We start from the raw sequence: 17,735 nt of genomic DNA, 5'->3' as shown, positions 1-17,735 counted from the left end.
TTTAAATTGCGTTTTCAAATTTTTTTACCTCTTTCTGGTTAAACAACATGAGTATGAAAAAAGTTGGATAAAAAAGTTGGTTTTCCAGAATGGTGTCCTTTACTGCCTCTAAACACGATCAGTTAGCTAATGGCAACGGAGGCTGTAATGGCAGGTGACAACAACCAAAATAACCAAAACAAAGACCTAAACGACGCGGTAGAACAAACGGAAACCAATGACGCGGGTACGCCATCCCAGCAGCAGAATCAGCAAAATCAACAAAATACGATTGCTTCGACCGTAGCGACGGGTGCTGAAAATACCGATGCAGCAGACGAAGCCAATCAGGCGATGGAAGACTCGCCATCTTCGGCTGGACCTGGAAACAGTGATAATGCTCCGGGTAAAGCAGTGTCAGAAGAAGCAAAAGAGAATGCTGGCGGCTCGGATGCCGCTCAATCGAACGTGGTAGACAGCGTGGGATCAGACGGTGGGTCTGGTGAAGAAGCAGCTGGCAGCGGCGGCGCGGCTTCCGGTGCGGGTGCACAAGCTGTTGGTGGCGGTGATGCTTCTGGCTCTGAAGGTGGTTCGGACGCAGAAGGCAATGAAGCACAAGGACAAGCTGTACAAACTTCAGCAGTGCCAAGTGCCTCTTCATCTGATTCTGAAGGTTCACAAGGTGGTGATACCCTAGATTCAGAAACCACAGAAGAAACCTTTGCGGTGGACGTTCAAGACACCAGTGAAGAGACCACGACGCAAGTAGAAGATGATTTCGACTCAGAAACCACGAGCGAAACGTTCCAAATTAAAGTCGAAGGTGAAAACGACGCGCCAGAGGTAGAACAAGATCTGGCTTACATCATGGACGAAGACGGCACCATTACCTTCACTCAAGAACAATTACTCGAATACGCTAGTGATGTTGATGGCGACGACCTTGTTGCGTCTAACGTCCAAGTGGGTGCGAATGCATCGGTTCAAGACAACGGTGATGGCACGTTCACCGTGGTTCCGGACGCTGATTTCAATGGTGAACTCGACTTAACGTTTGATATCAGTGATGGTCAAGAAACCGTTTCAAGTTCTATCGATTTAACCGTTCGTCCAATCAATGACGCACCAGTGCCTGAAGATAAAACCTTTGAGGTGGAAGAGGACGGCACGCTGATCTTCACCGATGCAGACCTGCTTACTGGCGCAACGGATATTGAAGGCGATAACCTCTCCGTTGAAGGTGTGAGCTACGACGGTGGCGATGGCATCCTGACCGACAACGGCAATGGGACTTATACTTTTGCGCCAAATGAAAACTTCAATGGTGATGTGAACTTCAGCTTTGATGTGTCCGATGGCACAGATACGGTTTCTGCCAACATTGATGTAAGCGTCACGCCTGTCGATGACGCACCAGTATCTGGCAATCTTGCTTACTCAGTGGATGAAGATGGCTCGATTCGTCTGAGCCAAGAGCAGTTGTTGTCGCAAGCTTCTGATGTGGAAGGCGATGCACTGACGGCATCTAATCTTTCGGTAGATGGCAATGCGACGGTGACTCAAAATGACGATGGTAGCTTCACCATCACACCAGACGCAGACTTCAATGGTGATATCGACATCAGCTTTGATATCTCAGATGGCACGAATACCGTTCAAGCAACCGCTGACCTAACGGTTAATCCAATCAACGATTTACCTGTTCCTCAAGACCAGCAGTTTAGCGTGGAAGAAGATGGCACACTGATCTTTACGGACGCTGATCTACTTACTGGCGCTACCGACATTGAAGGCGATGACCTTTCTGTAACGGGAATCAGCTATGAAGGCACCGACGGCGTTCTAACTGACAATGGTGATGGCACATATAGCTTTGCGCCAAATGAGAACTTCAACGGTGATGTGAACTTCAGCTTCGACGTATCTGATGGCACGGATACGGTTTCAGCGAATGTAGATGTGAGCGTCACGCCGGTGAATGATCCTCCGGTGGCTGGTTCAACGTCTTACACGGTTCACGAAGACAACTCTATTACCATTTCTGACGCGCAACTGTTGGCAAATTCTTCGGATTTAGAAGGGGATGTCTCGATTGATAGCGTGAGCTACTCTGGCAGCGATGGTGTGTTGCAAATCAATGGCGACGGTACATACACCTTCTCTCCAAATGAAAACTTTAATGGTGAAGTGACGCTTGATGTTGTCGTCGCTGATGAAGAAGGCGCAACGGATGCCACCACTGCTGGCATTACGGTGCTGGAAGTGAACGATCCACCAGTCGCTGGACCAACTTCTTACACTATTGATGAAGATTCAGTTCTGACGTTTAGTGAGTCGCAAGTGCTGTTGAATGCCTCTGATGTGGAAGGCGATGTAGAGCTTGTTGGCATTAGCTATGATGGTCCGGATGGCATTTTCACCGTTAACGATGATGGCACGTGCAGCTTCGCGCCAAACGAGAACTTTAACGGACAAGTTCAGCTTGATGTCACCATTCGAGATGAAGATGGAGCAGAAGTTGATACCGTCATCAATGTGAATGTATTGCCAATCAATGATGCGCCAGTATCGGGTGATTTGGCTTACAGCGTTGATGAAGACGGTGCGATTACACTCAGCCAAGAGCAGCTTCTTTCTCAAGCGTCTGATATTGAGGGCGATGACCTGACTGCTAGCGATTTGACTGTCGATGGAAACGCAACCGTTACAGCGAACGATGATGGCAGCTTCACGATTACACCAGATGCGGACTTTAATGGTGACATTGATATCCAATTCAACATTACAGATGGCACAGACACAATCCAAGCAACGGCGGATCTAACGGTTAATCCAGTTAACGATCTTCCTGTTCCTCAAGACCAGCAGTTCAGTGTTGAAGAAGATGGCACGCTTCAGTTTACCGATGCAGACTTGCTTGCTGGCGCGACCGATATCGATGGCGACAACTTAACGGTTGATGGCATTAGCTACACCGGCAGCGATGGTGTGCTAACTGACCACGGTGATGGTACTTACACCTTTGCACCAAACGAAAACTTCAACGGTGATGTCAGCTTTAGCTTTGGTGTTTCTGACGGTACTGAAACCGTACCTGCAAATGTGGACGTGAGCGTCACTCCAGTGAACGATCCTCCGGTTGCGGGTTCAACGTCTTACACGGTTGATGAAGATAATGCGATTACGATTTCTGACGAGCAGCTTCTGGCTAACTCTTCGGATGTGGAAGGCGCAGTGTCCATCGATAGCGTGACCTATGCAGGCACCGATGGCGTATTCCAAGACAACGGTGACGGCACTTATACCTTCATGCCGAATGAGAACTTCAGCGGTGATATCAGCCTTGATGTGATTGTGGCGGATGAGCAAGGTGCGATTGACGAAACGACCGCAGGCATTACGGTCATTGAAGTGAATGATCCTCCAGTTGCCGGTCCAACGTCTTACACGATTGACGAAGATTCAGTACTGACATTCAGTGAGTCACAAATTCTTGCCAACGCATCTGATATCGAGGGTGATGTAGAGCTTGTTGGCATCAGCTATGAAGGCTCGGATGGTATCTTTACCGTCAATGGTGATGGTACTTGCAGCTTTGCACCAAACGAGAACTTCAATGGTCAAGTTCAGTTGGATGTGACCATTCAAGATGAGAATGGGGCAACCGTTGATACACACATCAATGTCGATGTCTTACCAATCAACGATCCACCAGTATCGGGCGATTTGGCTTACACCATCAACGAAGACAGCTCAATTACGTTAAGCCAAGAGCAGTTGCTTGCCAAAGCAGGCGATATTGATAGTGAGAACCTTGAAGCCATCAATCTATCGACAGATGACAACGCGACAATTCAATACAACGATGATGGCAGCTACACCATCACACCGGATGAAAACTACAACGGCGACCTAGATCTGACCTTCGATATCATTGATAACGATGGTGGTTCGGTACAAGTTGGTCTGGATATTACGGTTAATCCTGTGAATGACTTGCCACAAGCGCAAGATCAACAGTTCACGGTAGAAGAAGATGGCACCTTGCTGTTCACGGATGCAGACCTATTGGAAGGCGCATCGGATATTGACGGCGATGATCTGTCTATCGAAAACGTTCTCTACACTGGTGCGGATGGTGTGCTTACCGATAATGGCGATGGCACTTACAGCTTCGCGCCGAATGAGAACTTCAACGGTGATGTTCAGTTCACATTCGATGTGTCTGACGGCACAGGTTCAACACCTGCATTCATTGATGTCAGCGTGACACCAGTGAACGATCCACCGGTGGCAGGTTCTACGTCTTACACGGTTCAAGAAGATGGTCAAATCACCATTAGTGACGAGCAGTTGTTAGCCAACTCTTCTGATGTGGAAGGCGATGTAGCCTTGGCGAATGTTAGCTACTCTGGTAACGACGGTAGCTTCGTGGACAATGGCGACGGCACATATACCTTCACGCCAAATGAGAACTTTGACGGTAACATTTCGCTCGACGTTACGGTCATCGACCAAGATGGTGCAACGGATACAACAACCGCAGGCATCGATGTTATCGCGGTGAACGACGCACCTGAAACGTCAGGCATTCAAGCTGAAGTGGATGAAGATAACGCCATCACCATCACGCAAGAACAATTGCTTGCGAATGCGACAGACATTGAAGGTGATGACCTTGTTGCCAGCAATCTACAAACCAATGACCCAGATGCGACGATCGTAGCCAACGACGATGGTTCTTTCACCATTACGCACACCGAAAACTTTAACGGTGAGTTGGACTTCACTTACAACATCAGCGATGGCGAAAATGATGTTCTGACCACGCTGGATCTGACCGTTAACCCTGTCAACGATGCGCCAGAAGCGGGCGACGAGATCTTTATTCAAGCAGAAGAAGACCAAACAGTGGGTGTTTCTCTGCGTGAAGAGCCTGCGTTACGTCTCGACCAAGCCCCTGAAAACGGCATCATCGAAGCGAATCTAAATGACGAATGGGTACAGCTAGAAGTCGGGCAGGAGGTTCCTGCAGATACGGAAGTGCGCTTCATTCCAAATGATGATGCGTTGGCGAACGGTACGCATACCACCCAAATCGGTACCTTTGATGACAATGCGAGTGTTGATGATTGGGGTGATGAAATTGACCCATATACTCGCCAGTTCACTGATGGTGATTTGACCGTAACGGTACAGAGTAATGATGATCCGCTTGGTGCATGGAATGGTAACACACACATTGGGCATGGTATTGGCGATACTGACCGTCAGGGCTTGAGTGGTGATGAAAAACTAACTGTGACCGTTGAAGGTCAAGACATCAACGAAATCAGCTTCCACCTAGATGGTCTAGGCGGTTGGTTTATGGAAGAGTCTCGCCACTTTACCGAAGTCGAAATTCGCGCATTCAACTCCGATGGTGACTTGATCGACTCGATGACTTACCACAAAGAAGATCGTGGTAGCTATGAGACGGATTACACCCTAACGGTGAACGAGCCGGTCTCTTACTTTGAGCTAGGTACGATTCAAGGTAACGGTACTTACGTGGTTCAAAACATGACGGTTTCGCAAACTTGTCATGATGAAGCGGTGTTCACATCTATTGGCGTGGACGGCACGGAAATCACTGAAACGGTAGAACTGAATATCCGTGAAGGTGACAGTGAAATCGAACTGACCGCTGACTTGCCAAATGTGACCATCGATACCGAAGGTTCTACGCAGTTTGCCTCTGTGGTAATTACAGAAGAGCAGCTTTTAGCACAAGCGAGTGATATCGATAGTGATGTCCTTGATATTCAAAACCTAGAGCTGGTGGGGGATAACGCGGAGCACGCTACGTTAACCGACAACGGCGATGGTACGTGGACAGTCACACCGGATGAGAACTTCTACGGTGAGATTGAGCTTGGCTACCAAGTTACGGATGGTGAACTCACGGACGACAACATCATCAACATCAACTTCGAAGCAGTAAACGATGCGCCAATCGTTTCTGGTCCGATTGTGTTGTCGACTGATGAGGATGTGGGCATTACGTTTAGCGCGGATGATTTGCTTGCCAATGCAAGTGACGTGGAAGGCGATGCGCTGTCTATCTCTGATATCTCTTACAGCGGTGATAACGGTGAGCTTGTCGACAATGGCGACGGCACTTACACCTTTATGCCGAATGAAAACTTCAATGGTGAAGTCGACATCGATTACAAAGTCTTCGATGGCACCGATGAAGTCGATACCCATCTAGATCTGACCGTTATTCCAGTCAACGATGTGCCAGTTCCTGGTGCGCCGCTGCATACTCAAATGCTAGAAAACGGCACCATCATCATCGAAGCAAAAGACCTGTTATCAGGTGCGACCGATGTGGATGGCGACATTCTGCATATCGAGAATCTGCTGCTTGTTGACCAGTCACAAGGTACGTTGACAGACAACGGCGACAACACCTTTACCTTCGAACCAACTTCGAACTTCTATGGTGAAGTGAACTTGACCTTCGACATCAGCGATGGTCAAGCAAGTGCACCAAGCACTGCGAAGATCGATGTTGAGATCGTCAACGAAGGTCCAGAGGTTAGCGGTCCTGTTGATGCGGTCGTGGATGAAGATGGTTCAATTACCATCACTCAAGAAGACTTGTTAGCGAACGCGACGGACGTGGATGGTGACAACCTTGAAGCGGTGAACCTGTCGACCAACGATCCTAATGCAACCATCGTTGAGAACGCTGATGGTAGCTTCACGATTACACCGAGCGAAAACTTCTTTGGTGAAATCGAATTTACTTATGACGTAACGGACGCGATTGAAACCGTCGCTGCGGATCTAAACCTCACCGTTAACCCAGTGAACGACCTGCCAGATGTACCTGATTTGTCCTTTACCACAGAAGACGGCGAAGCTATCACGATTACTGAAGCAGAGCTGCTGGCTCAAGCGACGGACATCGAAGGCGATGATCTGTCTGTTGTTAACGTGACGAGTTTAAGCGATACGGTTCAAGTAACAGACAATGGCGATGGCACTTACACGTTAACGCCAGAGCAGGGCTTCTTTGGTAATGTTGACCTCACGTTTGATGTGAGTGATGGCACCGATGTGGTGGCGGCAAACATCGACTTGAAAGTTGAGTTCGTCAACGACGCACCAGAAGCAGCACCAATCGTGGCAGACGTGGACGAGGATGGCTCTATCCTCGTGACACAAGAAATGCTGCTTGAAAACGCCAGCGATCAAGATGGTGATGACCTATACGCAACGGCACTAGAAACCAATGATCCGAATGCCTCTATCGTGGATAACGGCGACGGCACCTTTACCGTTACGCCTTCACAGCACTTCAATGGAGACATCGAGTTTACTTATGAAGTGAGCGACGGTGAATTGAGTGTCGCCAATGAAATGACATTGACGGTGAACCCAGTTAATGACATTCCAATTGTTGCACCTGGCATGTACCACATTGAAGAGGATGGCAGCATCCTGTTCACGCAAGAAGATCTGCTAAGTGGCGCGATTGATATTGATGGTGATGACCTCACCGTTACCAGCATTAACTACTCGGGTGATGAAGGTACTGTAACGGACAACGGTGACGGTACATTTAGCTTCGTACCAGAAGAGCACTTCAGTGGTGACTTGCAATTCAGCTTTACGGTTTCTGACGGTACTGATGAAGTTGAGCAAGACATTAATGTCCATATCGAAGCCGTGGCAGATGCGCCAGACCTAGTCATCACTGATGGCGACGGTCGAAACGTGGATGACCAAGCGATCTTGGTTGAGCCAGGCGGTATTGTTGAAGTGAACATTGCCGCAGCATTGGTTGACCAAGACTTGTCAGAAACGCTGACTGTGACCGTGGATGGTGTTCCTGAAGGTTCGGTGATCAGCTACGACAACGAAGGGGTGCTTAACGATCAAGACAACGGTATCACCAGTTTCAACGATACTGAAATCACGGTTACGTTTGAAGGTGAAACCGCGGGTTACCAAAACACAGCGGGTTACTACAAAGTCGATGAAGATGGCAACATCACGGGCGTTGAAGTGGTGTACGAAAACGCCTCTCAAGTTGGCGGCGGCGGTGACCTCGTTCCGGGACAAGATCAGTTCAGCTTCCAAATCTCGGAAGGGGAAAGCTTCAACCTATTCTTGATCCCTAACGGTCATAACTTTAATGACTTCGCGTCCATGCAAGATGGTCAATATGAGTTCCGTGCAGCAGATGGCTCTCCTGCGAACATGGATACAGTTGACCCACAACTCGTGTTTGTTGGCGCTGATGGTTCTGAAACCGTGATTCAAAGTCAATTCGGTGATGCAGTCTTCCACGGTGGTTCAAGCTCAGAGCTCAACCAAGATGGTATTGAACATACCCGAACTACCGTGAACGAAGACGGTGAACTGGTTTACGGCTTTGAAGATCTCTACGGTGGCGGCGATGCCGATTACACCGACTTCAACTTCACCATTGATGTGGGTGAAGTGAACAGCCAAATTTACAGCGGTGAAGTTACAGTCGGTCCAGATGGTTCTGTAACGCTTCCAACCACAGCAATTGAACAAGAGCTACAGATTCAATTGCCAGAAGACTTTAACCAACAGCTAGAAATCAATGTAACGGCAACGGCAACAGAGCTATCAAATAATGATTCTGAAACCGTTTCTCAAACCATCTATGTCAATGCAACAGGTGCCCACATTGAACATGCGCCTGAAGCATTGCCTGTTTCAGCGATGGTTGAAGAAGATGGTTCAATCCTAATTACGCAAGAAGATTTGCTTGCTAATGCGCGTGACTTGGATGGAGACCAACTGACAGCGCTGAATTTGGCAACGGATGATGAAAACATCACCATCACAGACAATGGCGACGGTACTTACACCTTAACGCCAGATGCGGACTTTAATGGTGATATCACCTTTACGTTTGATGTGTCTGACGGCGATGATGTTGTCTCTACCAACCTTGAGTTATTGGTGTCACCAGTTAACGATGCGCCTGAACCACAAGATCAAGCGTTCACTGTTGGTGAAGATGGTGTACTGACCTTTACTGATGCGGATCTGCTAACAGGCGCTACCGATATTGAAGGGGATGACCTATCTATTGAGGGTGTCACTTACACAGGCGCAGACGGTGTTCTTACTGACAATGGTGATGGCACCTACAGCTTCGCACCAAACGAGAACTTCAATGGCGACGTGAATTTCACTTTCGATGTTTCCGATGGCACGGATACCGTGACGGCAAATATCGATGTAACAGTGACGCCAGAGAACGATCCACCGGTTGCAGGCAGCACGGCTTACACCGTTCATGAAGACAATTCGATTACCATCAGTGACGAACAGCTATTAGCGAACTCATCGGATATTGAAGGCGATGTGTTGATTGATAGCGTGAGCTACAGCGGTAACGATGGTGTGTTAGAAATCAACGGTGATGGTACTTACACCTTCTCACCAAACGAGAACTTCAGCGGCGAGGTGAGCCTAGATGTTGTCGTAGTCGATGAAGAAGGTGCAACGGACTCTACCACTGCTGGCATTACTGTGATTGAGGTAAATGACCCACCAATTGCAGGTCCTACTGCATACACTATCGATGAAGACCAAGTTCTGACCTTTAGTGAGTCGCAAGTGCTACTGAATGCTTCGGATGTTGAAGGTGATGTTGAGCTAGTAGGCATCAGCTACGACGGTCCAGATGGTATCTTCTCAGTAAACGGTGATGGTACTTGTAGCTTTGCACCGAATGAAAACTTCAATGGTCAAGTGCAGTTGGATGTGACCATTCGTGATGAAGACGGCGCAGAGGTCGATACTTACATCACTGTTGATGTATTGCCAATCAATGACGCACCTGTATCGGGTAACTTGGCGTACAGCGTCGACGAAGACAACTCAATCACGTTGAGCCAAGAGCAGCTACTTGCTCAAGCATCGGATGTAGAAGGTGACGCATTAACCGCATCTAATCTAGTGGTTGATGGCGATGCAACGGTTACGGCAAACGACGATGGTAGCTTCACTATCACGCCAGATGCGAACTTTAATGGCGACATTGATATCACGTTCGATATCAACGACGGCAGCGATACTATTGTTGCAACGGCGGACCTAACCGTTAACCCAGTTAATGATTTGCCGCAGCCAGAAGATCAAGCGTTCACCATTGGTGAAGATGGCGTGTTGACCTTCACTGATCAAGACCTGCTGGATGGCGCAACGGACATCGATGGTGATGATCTATCGGTAGAGGGCGTCACTTACACAGGCGCAGATGGTGTCCTAACTGACAATGGCGATGGCACTTACAGCTTCGCGCCAAACGAGAACTTCAATGGCGACGTGAACTTTACCTTCGATGTTTCTGACGGCACGGATACCGTGACCGCGAATATCGATGTGACAGTCACACCAGAGAACGATCCACCGGTGGCAGGCAGCACGTCTTACACAGTGCATGAAGACAACTCGATCACCATCAGTGACGAGCAGTTATTGGCAAATTCATCAGACGTCGAAGGAGATGTCGCGGTTGATAGCGTCAGCTACAGCGGCACAGATGGTGTGTTCCAAGACAATGGTGACGGTACGTACACCTTCTCGCCAAACGAGAACTTCAATGGCGAAGTGAGCCTAGATGTTGTCGTGGTAGATGAAGATGGTGCGACGGATTCAACTACCGCAGGTATCACGGTACTTGAGGTGAACGATCCACCAATTGCAGGCGCGACCAGCTACTCAGTGAACGAAGACGAAGTCATCACCATTAGCTCTGAGCAGCTATTGGCGAACGCTTCTGACGTTGAAGGTGAAGTTGCGATTGATAGCGTAAGCTACAGCGGCTCAGACGGTATCTTTACCGATAACGGTGACGGCACATTCAGCTTCGCACCAAACGCCAACTTTGATGGCGATGTTAGCCTAGATGTTGTGGTTGTTGATGAAGACGGTGCAACTGCGGCAACTAACGCAAACATCGATGTATTGCCAATCAACGATGCGCCAGTATCGGGCAACTTGGCTTACAGTGTCGATGAAGACAATTCAATTACGCTTAGCCAAGAGCAGCTTCTTGCTCAAGCATCGGATGTAGAAGGCGACGCGCTAACTGCATCTAACCTAGTGGTTGACGGTGATGCAACGGTCACGGCAAACGATGATGGCAGCTTTACCATTACGCCTGATGCGAACTTCAATGGTGACATTGATATCACGTTCGACATCAATGATGGCACGGATACCATCGTTGCAACGGCTGACCTAACGGTTAATCCAGTTAACGACCTACCGCAGTCAGAAGATCAAGCGTTCACCATCGGTGAAGATGGCGTCTTGCTCTTCACTGATGAAGATCTGCTTGATGGCGCAACGGATATCGATGGCGATAATCTATCGGTTGAAGGTGTGAGCTACACTGGCGCAGATGGTGTCCTAACCGACAATGGTGACGGCACTTACAGCTTCGCGCCAAACGAAAACTTCAATGGCGACGTGAACTTTACCTTCGATGTTTCTGATGGCACGGATACCGTGACCGCAAATATCGATGTAAGCGTGACGCCAGAGAATGATCCACCAGTGGCAGGCAGCACGTCTTACACGGTGCATGAAGATAATTCGATAACCATCAGTAACGAACAACTATTGGCTAACTCATCTGACGTCGAAGGCGAAGTAGCAATCGACAGCGTCAGCTACAGCGGCGCAGATGGCGTGTTCCAAGACAATGGTGATGGTACTTACACCTTCTCGCCAAACGAGAACTTCAATGGTGAAGTGAGCCTAGATGTTGTTGTGGTAGACGAAGACGGTGCGACGGATTCCACTACCGCTGGCATTACTGTTCTTGAGGTGAACGATCCGCCAATTGCCGGCGCGACTAGCTACTCAGTGAACGAAGACGAAGTCATCACCATTAGCTCTGAGCAGCTATTGGCGAATGCTTCTGACGTTGAAGGTGACGTCGCGATTGATAGCGTTAGCTACAGCGGCTCTGACGGTATCTTTACTGACAATGGCGACGGTACATTCAGCTTCGCACCAAACGAAAACTTCAACGGTGATGTCAGCCTAGATGTAGTCGTGACCGATGAAGATGGTGCAACGGTAGCAACCAATGCCAACATCGATGTTCTTCCAGTCAACGATGCTCCGGTATCAGGTGATTTGGCATACAGCGTGGATGAAGATGGTTCTATCACTCTCAGCCAAGAGCAGCTTCTTGCACAAGCAGGCGACGTGGATGGTGATGACCTAACTGCATCCAACCTGACTGTTGACGGTAATGCGACCGTTGTTGCAAACGATGACGGTAGCTTCACAATCACACCAGATGCGGACTTCAATGGCGACATTGACCTGAGCTTCGACATTACGGACGGCGATGCAACCATTCAAGCGACTGCCGATCTGACTGTGAATCCAGTAAACGACTTACCAACGGTTGGTCAGCCACAGTTCGTCACGCAAGAAGACACCAGCTTCACCTTTACCGAAGAGCAACTGCTGCAAAATGCAGGTGATATCGATGGTGATAACCTAACGGTTGAAAACGTTGCCTCTGACAGCGGTACCTTGGTTGATAACGGTGATGGCACGTACACCTTCGCGCCAAACGAAAACTTCGACGGCAACGTGAACGTGACGTTTGATGTCAACGATGGCACCGCAACCGTGCCAGCAGAAGCGAACATTGATGTTCAATCTGTGGTTGATATGCCAGAGCTGTCTATTGCTTCGGACTTGGTGATTGCGTCTGATAACTTCGAGTCTGGGTCGAACGGTTGGAACGCGAACACTGAAAGCTCTCAAGGCTTCGAAACGGGCGACATGTTGGGTCGTATTGGTGGCACTGGCGGTGATGAAGCGGTCAGCAAAACCTACGAGATCCCAAGCGATGTCAACGAAGTGAATATCTCGTTTAGCTTCTACGAAATCGATTCATGGGATGGCGAGTCGTTCCAAATCTTTGTAGGTGGCGAACAGCTAACCACCTTGGAAAATTCCGCGTTCCGTACTCAAGATGGTACGACAACGCTTTACGACTCAGATGGTAATGAAGTGGGTGAAGTGATCCACGGAGCCTCTCAACGTGAAGGCTTCAGTGGCTGGAATGACCAAGCTCACCAAATCAATCTGACGGTTCCTGTCGAGGATGGTGAACTGCAACTCGGCTTCGGCTCAACCTTGAATCAAGACGTTTGGGATGAATCGTTTGGTATCGACAACATCGAAATCACGGTAGCGGACGCGGATTACCAAATCATTGGTACCGAAGATACACCAGTGCCGCTTGATATCGATGCAGCATTAACCGATACCGATGGTTCAGAAAACCTCGCTATCTTGATTGAAGACGTGCCAGAAGGCAGCGCACTATCAGCAGGTGTTGATAATGGCGACGGCACTTGGTCACTACAACCAGGCGAGCTAGAAGGGTTAGAGTTTATTCCGTCTGCGGACTTCAATGGCGATGTGACGCTAACCGTGAATGCAACCTCTACGGATGTAGATACCGGAACCACGGCGACAGCGACGCAAGATGTGACGATTCATATCTCGCCTACTAATGATGCACCAGAAGTAACGGGTGATATTAGCGCAGTCACTGCCGAAGACAACAGCATCACGTTGACTCAAGAGCAGTTACTTGAGCATGCCGTTGATATCGATGGTGATGATCTAAGCGCAATCAACCTGAGCACCAATGATGAAAATGCAACGGTTGAAATGAACGAGGATGGCAGTTTTACCATTACTCCGAGCGAGAACTTCTACGGTGATATCGAGTTCACCTACGATGTCACGGATGGCGAAGAAGTGGTTGCGGCTGGTCTCGACTTAACGGTAACGCCAGTCAATGACGCACCAGAGCCACAAGATCAAGCGTTCACTGTGGGTGAGGACGGTCTTCTTACCTTCACCGATGCTGACTTGTTAACAGGCGCGACGGATGTAGAAGGTGACAACCTAACAGTTGAAGGCGTGACTTACACAGGTGCAGACGGTGTTCTCACCGACAATGGTGACGGCACTTACAGCTTCGCACCGAATGAGAACTTCAATGGCGATGTGAACTTCACTTTCGATGTGTCAGACGGTACGGATACGACCTCTGCCAACATTGATGTGAGTGTGACGCCAGAGAACGATCCTCCGGTGGCGGGCAGCACGTCTTACACAGTACATGAAGACAACTCGATTACCATCAGTGACGAGCAACTACTGGCTAATTCGTCGGATATTGAAGGCGACGTAGACATCAGTAGTGTGACTTACAGTGGTAACGATGGTGTGTTCCAAGACAATGGTGATGGTACGTACACCTTCTCTCCAAACGAGAACTTCAATGGCGAGGTCAGCCTAGACGTTGTAGTTGTCGATGAAGAGGGTGCGACAGACTCAACCACTGCGGGTATTACCGTTCTTGAGGTGAACGATGCGCCAATCGCAGGTGCGACAAGTTACTCTGTCAATGAAGATGAAGTCATTATCTTCACGGAAGAGCAACTGCTAGCGCAATCAAGTGACGTGGAAGGCGACGTGAGCCTAGAAAGTGTCTCTTACAGTGGTAGCGATGGTATTCTAACGGCGAATGACGATGGCACTTATAGCTTCGCGCCAAATGAAAACTTCAACGGTGGCGTAAGCCTAGACGTAGTAGTCGCTGATGAAGACGGTGCAACTGCGACAACCAACGCGAACATTGATGTATTGCCAGTCAACGATGCTCCGGTATCTGGTGACTTGGCTTACAGCGTCGATGAAGACGGTTCAATCACATTGAGTCAAGAGCAGTTACTGGCTCAAGCGGGTGACGTCGACAGCGATAATCTAGAAGCAGTGAACTTAACTGCGGTAGCCAATGCGACCGTTGTTGAGAACCAAGATGGTAGCTTCACGATTACGCCTGATGCGAACTTCAATGGCGATATCGACCTAAGTTTCGACTTGATTGATAACGATGGTGCAAGCGTGGAAGTGGGCGTCGACCTAACGGTGAACCCAATTAACGATGCGCCGCAATCAACGCCAGTGAATATTGCTGGCACCGAAGATACCACCATTCTTATTACGCAGGACATGTTGCTTGCTAACGCGACAGACATCGACAACACCTACGATGAACTGTCTGCTGTCGACCTAGTGATTGATGAGCAATACGGTGATTTGCTAGACAACGGTGATGGTACTTGGTCATTCACTCCGGCTGAGAACTTCAATGGTGATGTGCCAATGTCGTTCGGCGTCAGCGATGGTGATTTAGTTACGCCGGTTGAAGGCAATCTAAACGTCGAAGCGGTTAACGATGCACCAGAAGCGCCAACCATCCAGATGCAAGGCGAAGAAGATGTGGTCATGGTGATTGACCCAGCTTACATCGCTGATCAAGTTACGGATCTTGATGGTGACGAAATCAGCGTAGAAAGCATCACGGTTCGCGCTCCTGCAAACGCGACATTAACCCAGCAACCAGATGGTATGTACCACTTGGTAACCACTCAAGACTTCAATGGTTTGGTGGAACTGGGCTACACCGCGACGGATGGTGAAGAAGTGGTTGAAGGCTCGTTGAATGTGGATGTCATTCCAGTCAACGATGCTCCATTCAATGTGGGTAATGCTTTTATGGCAACTGACGAGGATGGCGCATTCACCTTCGACGCTGGCGACCTGATGAACTTGTTCGGCGATATCGACACTGAAAACCTAGTCGTATCACGCATTATCACCGCAGAAGGTGAAGATGGTGGTGAGGTAACAGACAACGGTGACGGTACTTGGACATTCACACCAACTGGCGATTTTGCAGGGGTTTCTGACTTGCAAGTTGTGGTAAGTGACGGTGAGTTTGAGACAGTACTTGATGTACCAGTGTTTGTTCGCCCTGTTGCGGATGGCGCGGTCATCACAACCGATCATGATGGTCCGTTAGTCTTCGGTGAAGACGAAACAGGTCACCTAGGCTTGAATGTCGGTCTAATCGACGATTCAGAAACGCTAAGCAACCTAGTGATGACTGGTTTCCCTGTTGGCTTCGAAGTTACGGATGGTGTGAACACCATTACCATTACGGAACCGGGTCAATACATCGACTTGAACGAGTGGGATATCTCAGACCTGCAAATGACGCCTCCGGCTGACTTTAATGGCGAGTTCTTCGTAACCGTGACCGCAACAACGGTGGATTATGGTGACGAGCCAGAAGAGTTCGAAGATGGCATCGATTCAGGTGACTTCGAAACCCTAGCGGGTGAGCCAGTTATACTAACCGCAGATGACCTAATCGGATTGGCAGAGAACGTAGATGCTGACGCGGGTGATGAAGTGAAATTCGTTCACCTAGCTGATCGCAGCCAAGGTGAGATTGTCGATAACGGTGATGGCACATGGACATTCAATCCAGCACCAGGCTTTACGGGTGAAGCGGATATCGCTTACGTGATTGATAAAGACGGTGTGCTTCATGATGAGCAAACAGGCGTGGTCGTGAAAGAAGACGCACCACAAGAGAATGCTTCACCAGAAATCGACAGCATTTCTACCACAGAAATGGCAGCGGATGGCACCTTGTCGTTCACCAATGACGACATGCTATCGACCTTGAGCGATGCAGAAGGCGACAGCTTGAGCATTGAGTCAGTGAGCCTAATGGAAGGTCAAGGTGTGATAGAGACCGATAACCAAGGTAACTACCAATTCACACCAGCAGAAGGCTACACCGGAGATGTTCAAATTGGCTTCATTGCAACTGACGGTGAAAACCGCATTGAGAGCTTCTTTAATGTCGACATCCAAGGTGAAGGTGAAACCACTACCAGCGAAAGCTACGCACTGGCTGATGATGGTTCACTAACACTAACGGAAGCACAGTTGATTGATGAGCTTGGCATTAGCCCTTCAGCAGAAGTGTTGGATGTCGCCGATGCAAACGATGCAGGTTTCTTCGCGAAATCAGGTGATGAAGAGTGGACATACTGGCCGAACGATGACTTCGATGGCAATTTGGCTATGGATGTTCAGGTCAACGACAACGGTGAAGTATCGACTCAGAATCTGAGCATCCAAGTTGCGGACGATTCAGCGCAAAGCGACGAGCCACAAATCCAAACTGCTCAAGCATCATCAGAGCAGCAAGTTGGCGAAGCGCAACAGCCTGAAGAGCAAGCAGCAAACGGTGCAGACAGTGAAGAGGAGAGCGCAGCTGATGTTACTGCGGCACCAGGCGATACCATTTCTATCTCGGTTCCAGACGAGGTCAGTGGTAACGAATCGGTGGATTATGCAGAAATGTCCGGTCTACCTGATGGTGCATCAGTAAGCAACGCATTGGATAATGGCGATGGCAGCTTCACATTAAGTGGCAACCTGAACCAACCAGTATCGGTTGACTTACCAGAAGGTTACGAAGGTACGAGCGAAATCCAATTCCAAGGTTACGACGAATTGGGCAGCGCAGTAGAAGGTGCGAGTGGCACAGTTGAAGTTGAAGTCGATGATCAATACACCATGCAAGGTTCTGCTCAAGATCAGCAACCAGACATGGCGGGTATGGAATCTGGCGGCAGCGACTGGACAAGTGCGGGAGGTCAAGATCAAGGTGTTGACTTCACGGATGACTCTGGCAGCTTCGACTCGGATACTCAAACGGGTACTGACCAAAGCAACGATTTCGATCAAAGCTCAATGTAACCAGTCCTAGACAAGGGCAGTGTCATTGCTGCCCGAATCAA

At 49.0% G+C, this 17,735-nt stretch carries 1 protein-coding gene; it reads left to right on the top strand.

The features are described from left to right. The first annotated feature begins 147 nt into the window (after nucleotides 1–147). Complete coding sequence (locus tag VCHENC03_RS21490) at nucleotides 148–17,694, top strand: tandem-95 repeat protein (RefSeq protein WP_009704723.1); 17,547 nt, start codon at nucleotides 148–150, stop codon at nucleotides 17,692–17,694. Nucleotides 17,695–17,735: the final 41 nt, after the last annotated feature.

Source organism: Vibrio sp. HENC-03 (genome assembly GCF_000305755.2).
In the GTDB taxonomy this organism is placed as follows: Bacteria; Pseudomonadota; Gammaproteobacteria; order Enterobacterales; family Vibrionaceae; genus Vibrio; species Vibrio owensii.
This window is presented reverse-complemented; position numbering and strand designations above follow the sequence as displayed.

Excerpts from the sequence above, each read along its gene's own strand:
- VCHENC03_RS21490 (WP_009704723.1), top strand. The coding sequence starts at position 148 with ATGGCAGGTGACAACAACCAAAATAACCAAAACAAAGACCTAAACGAC.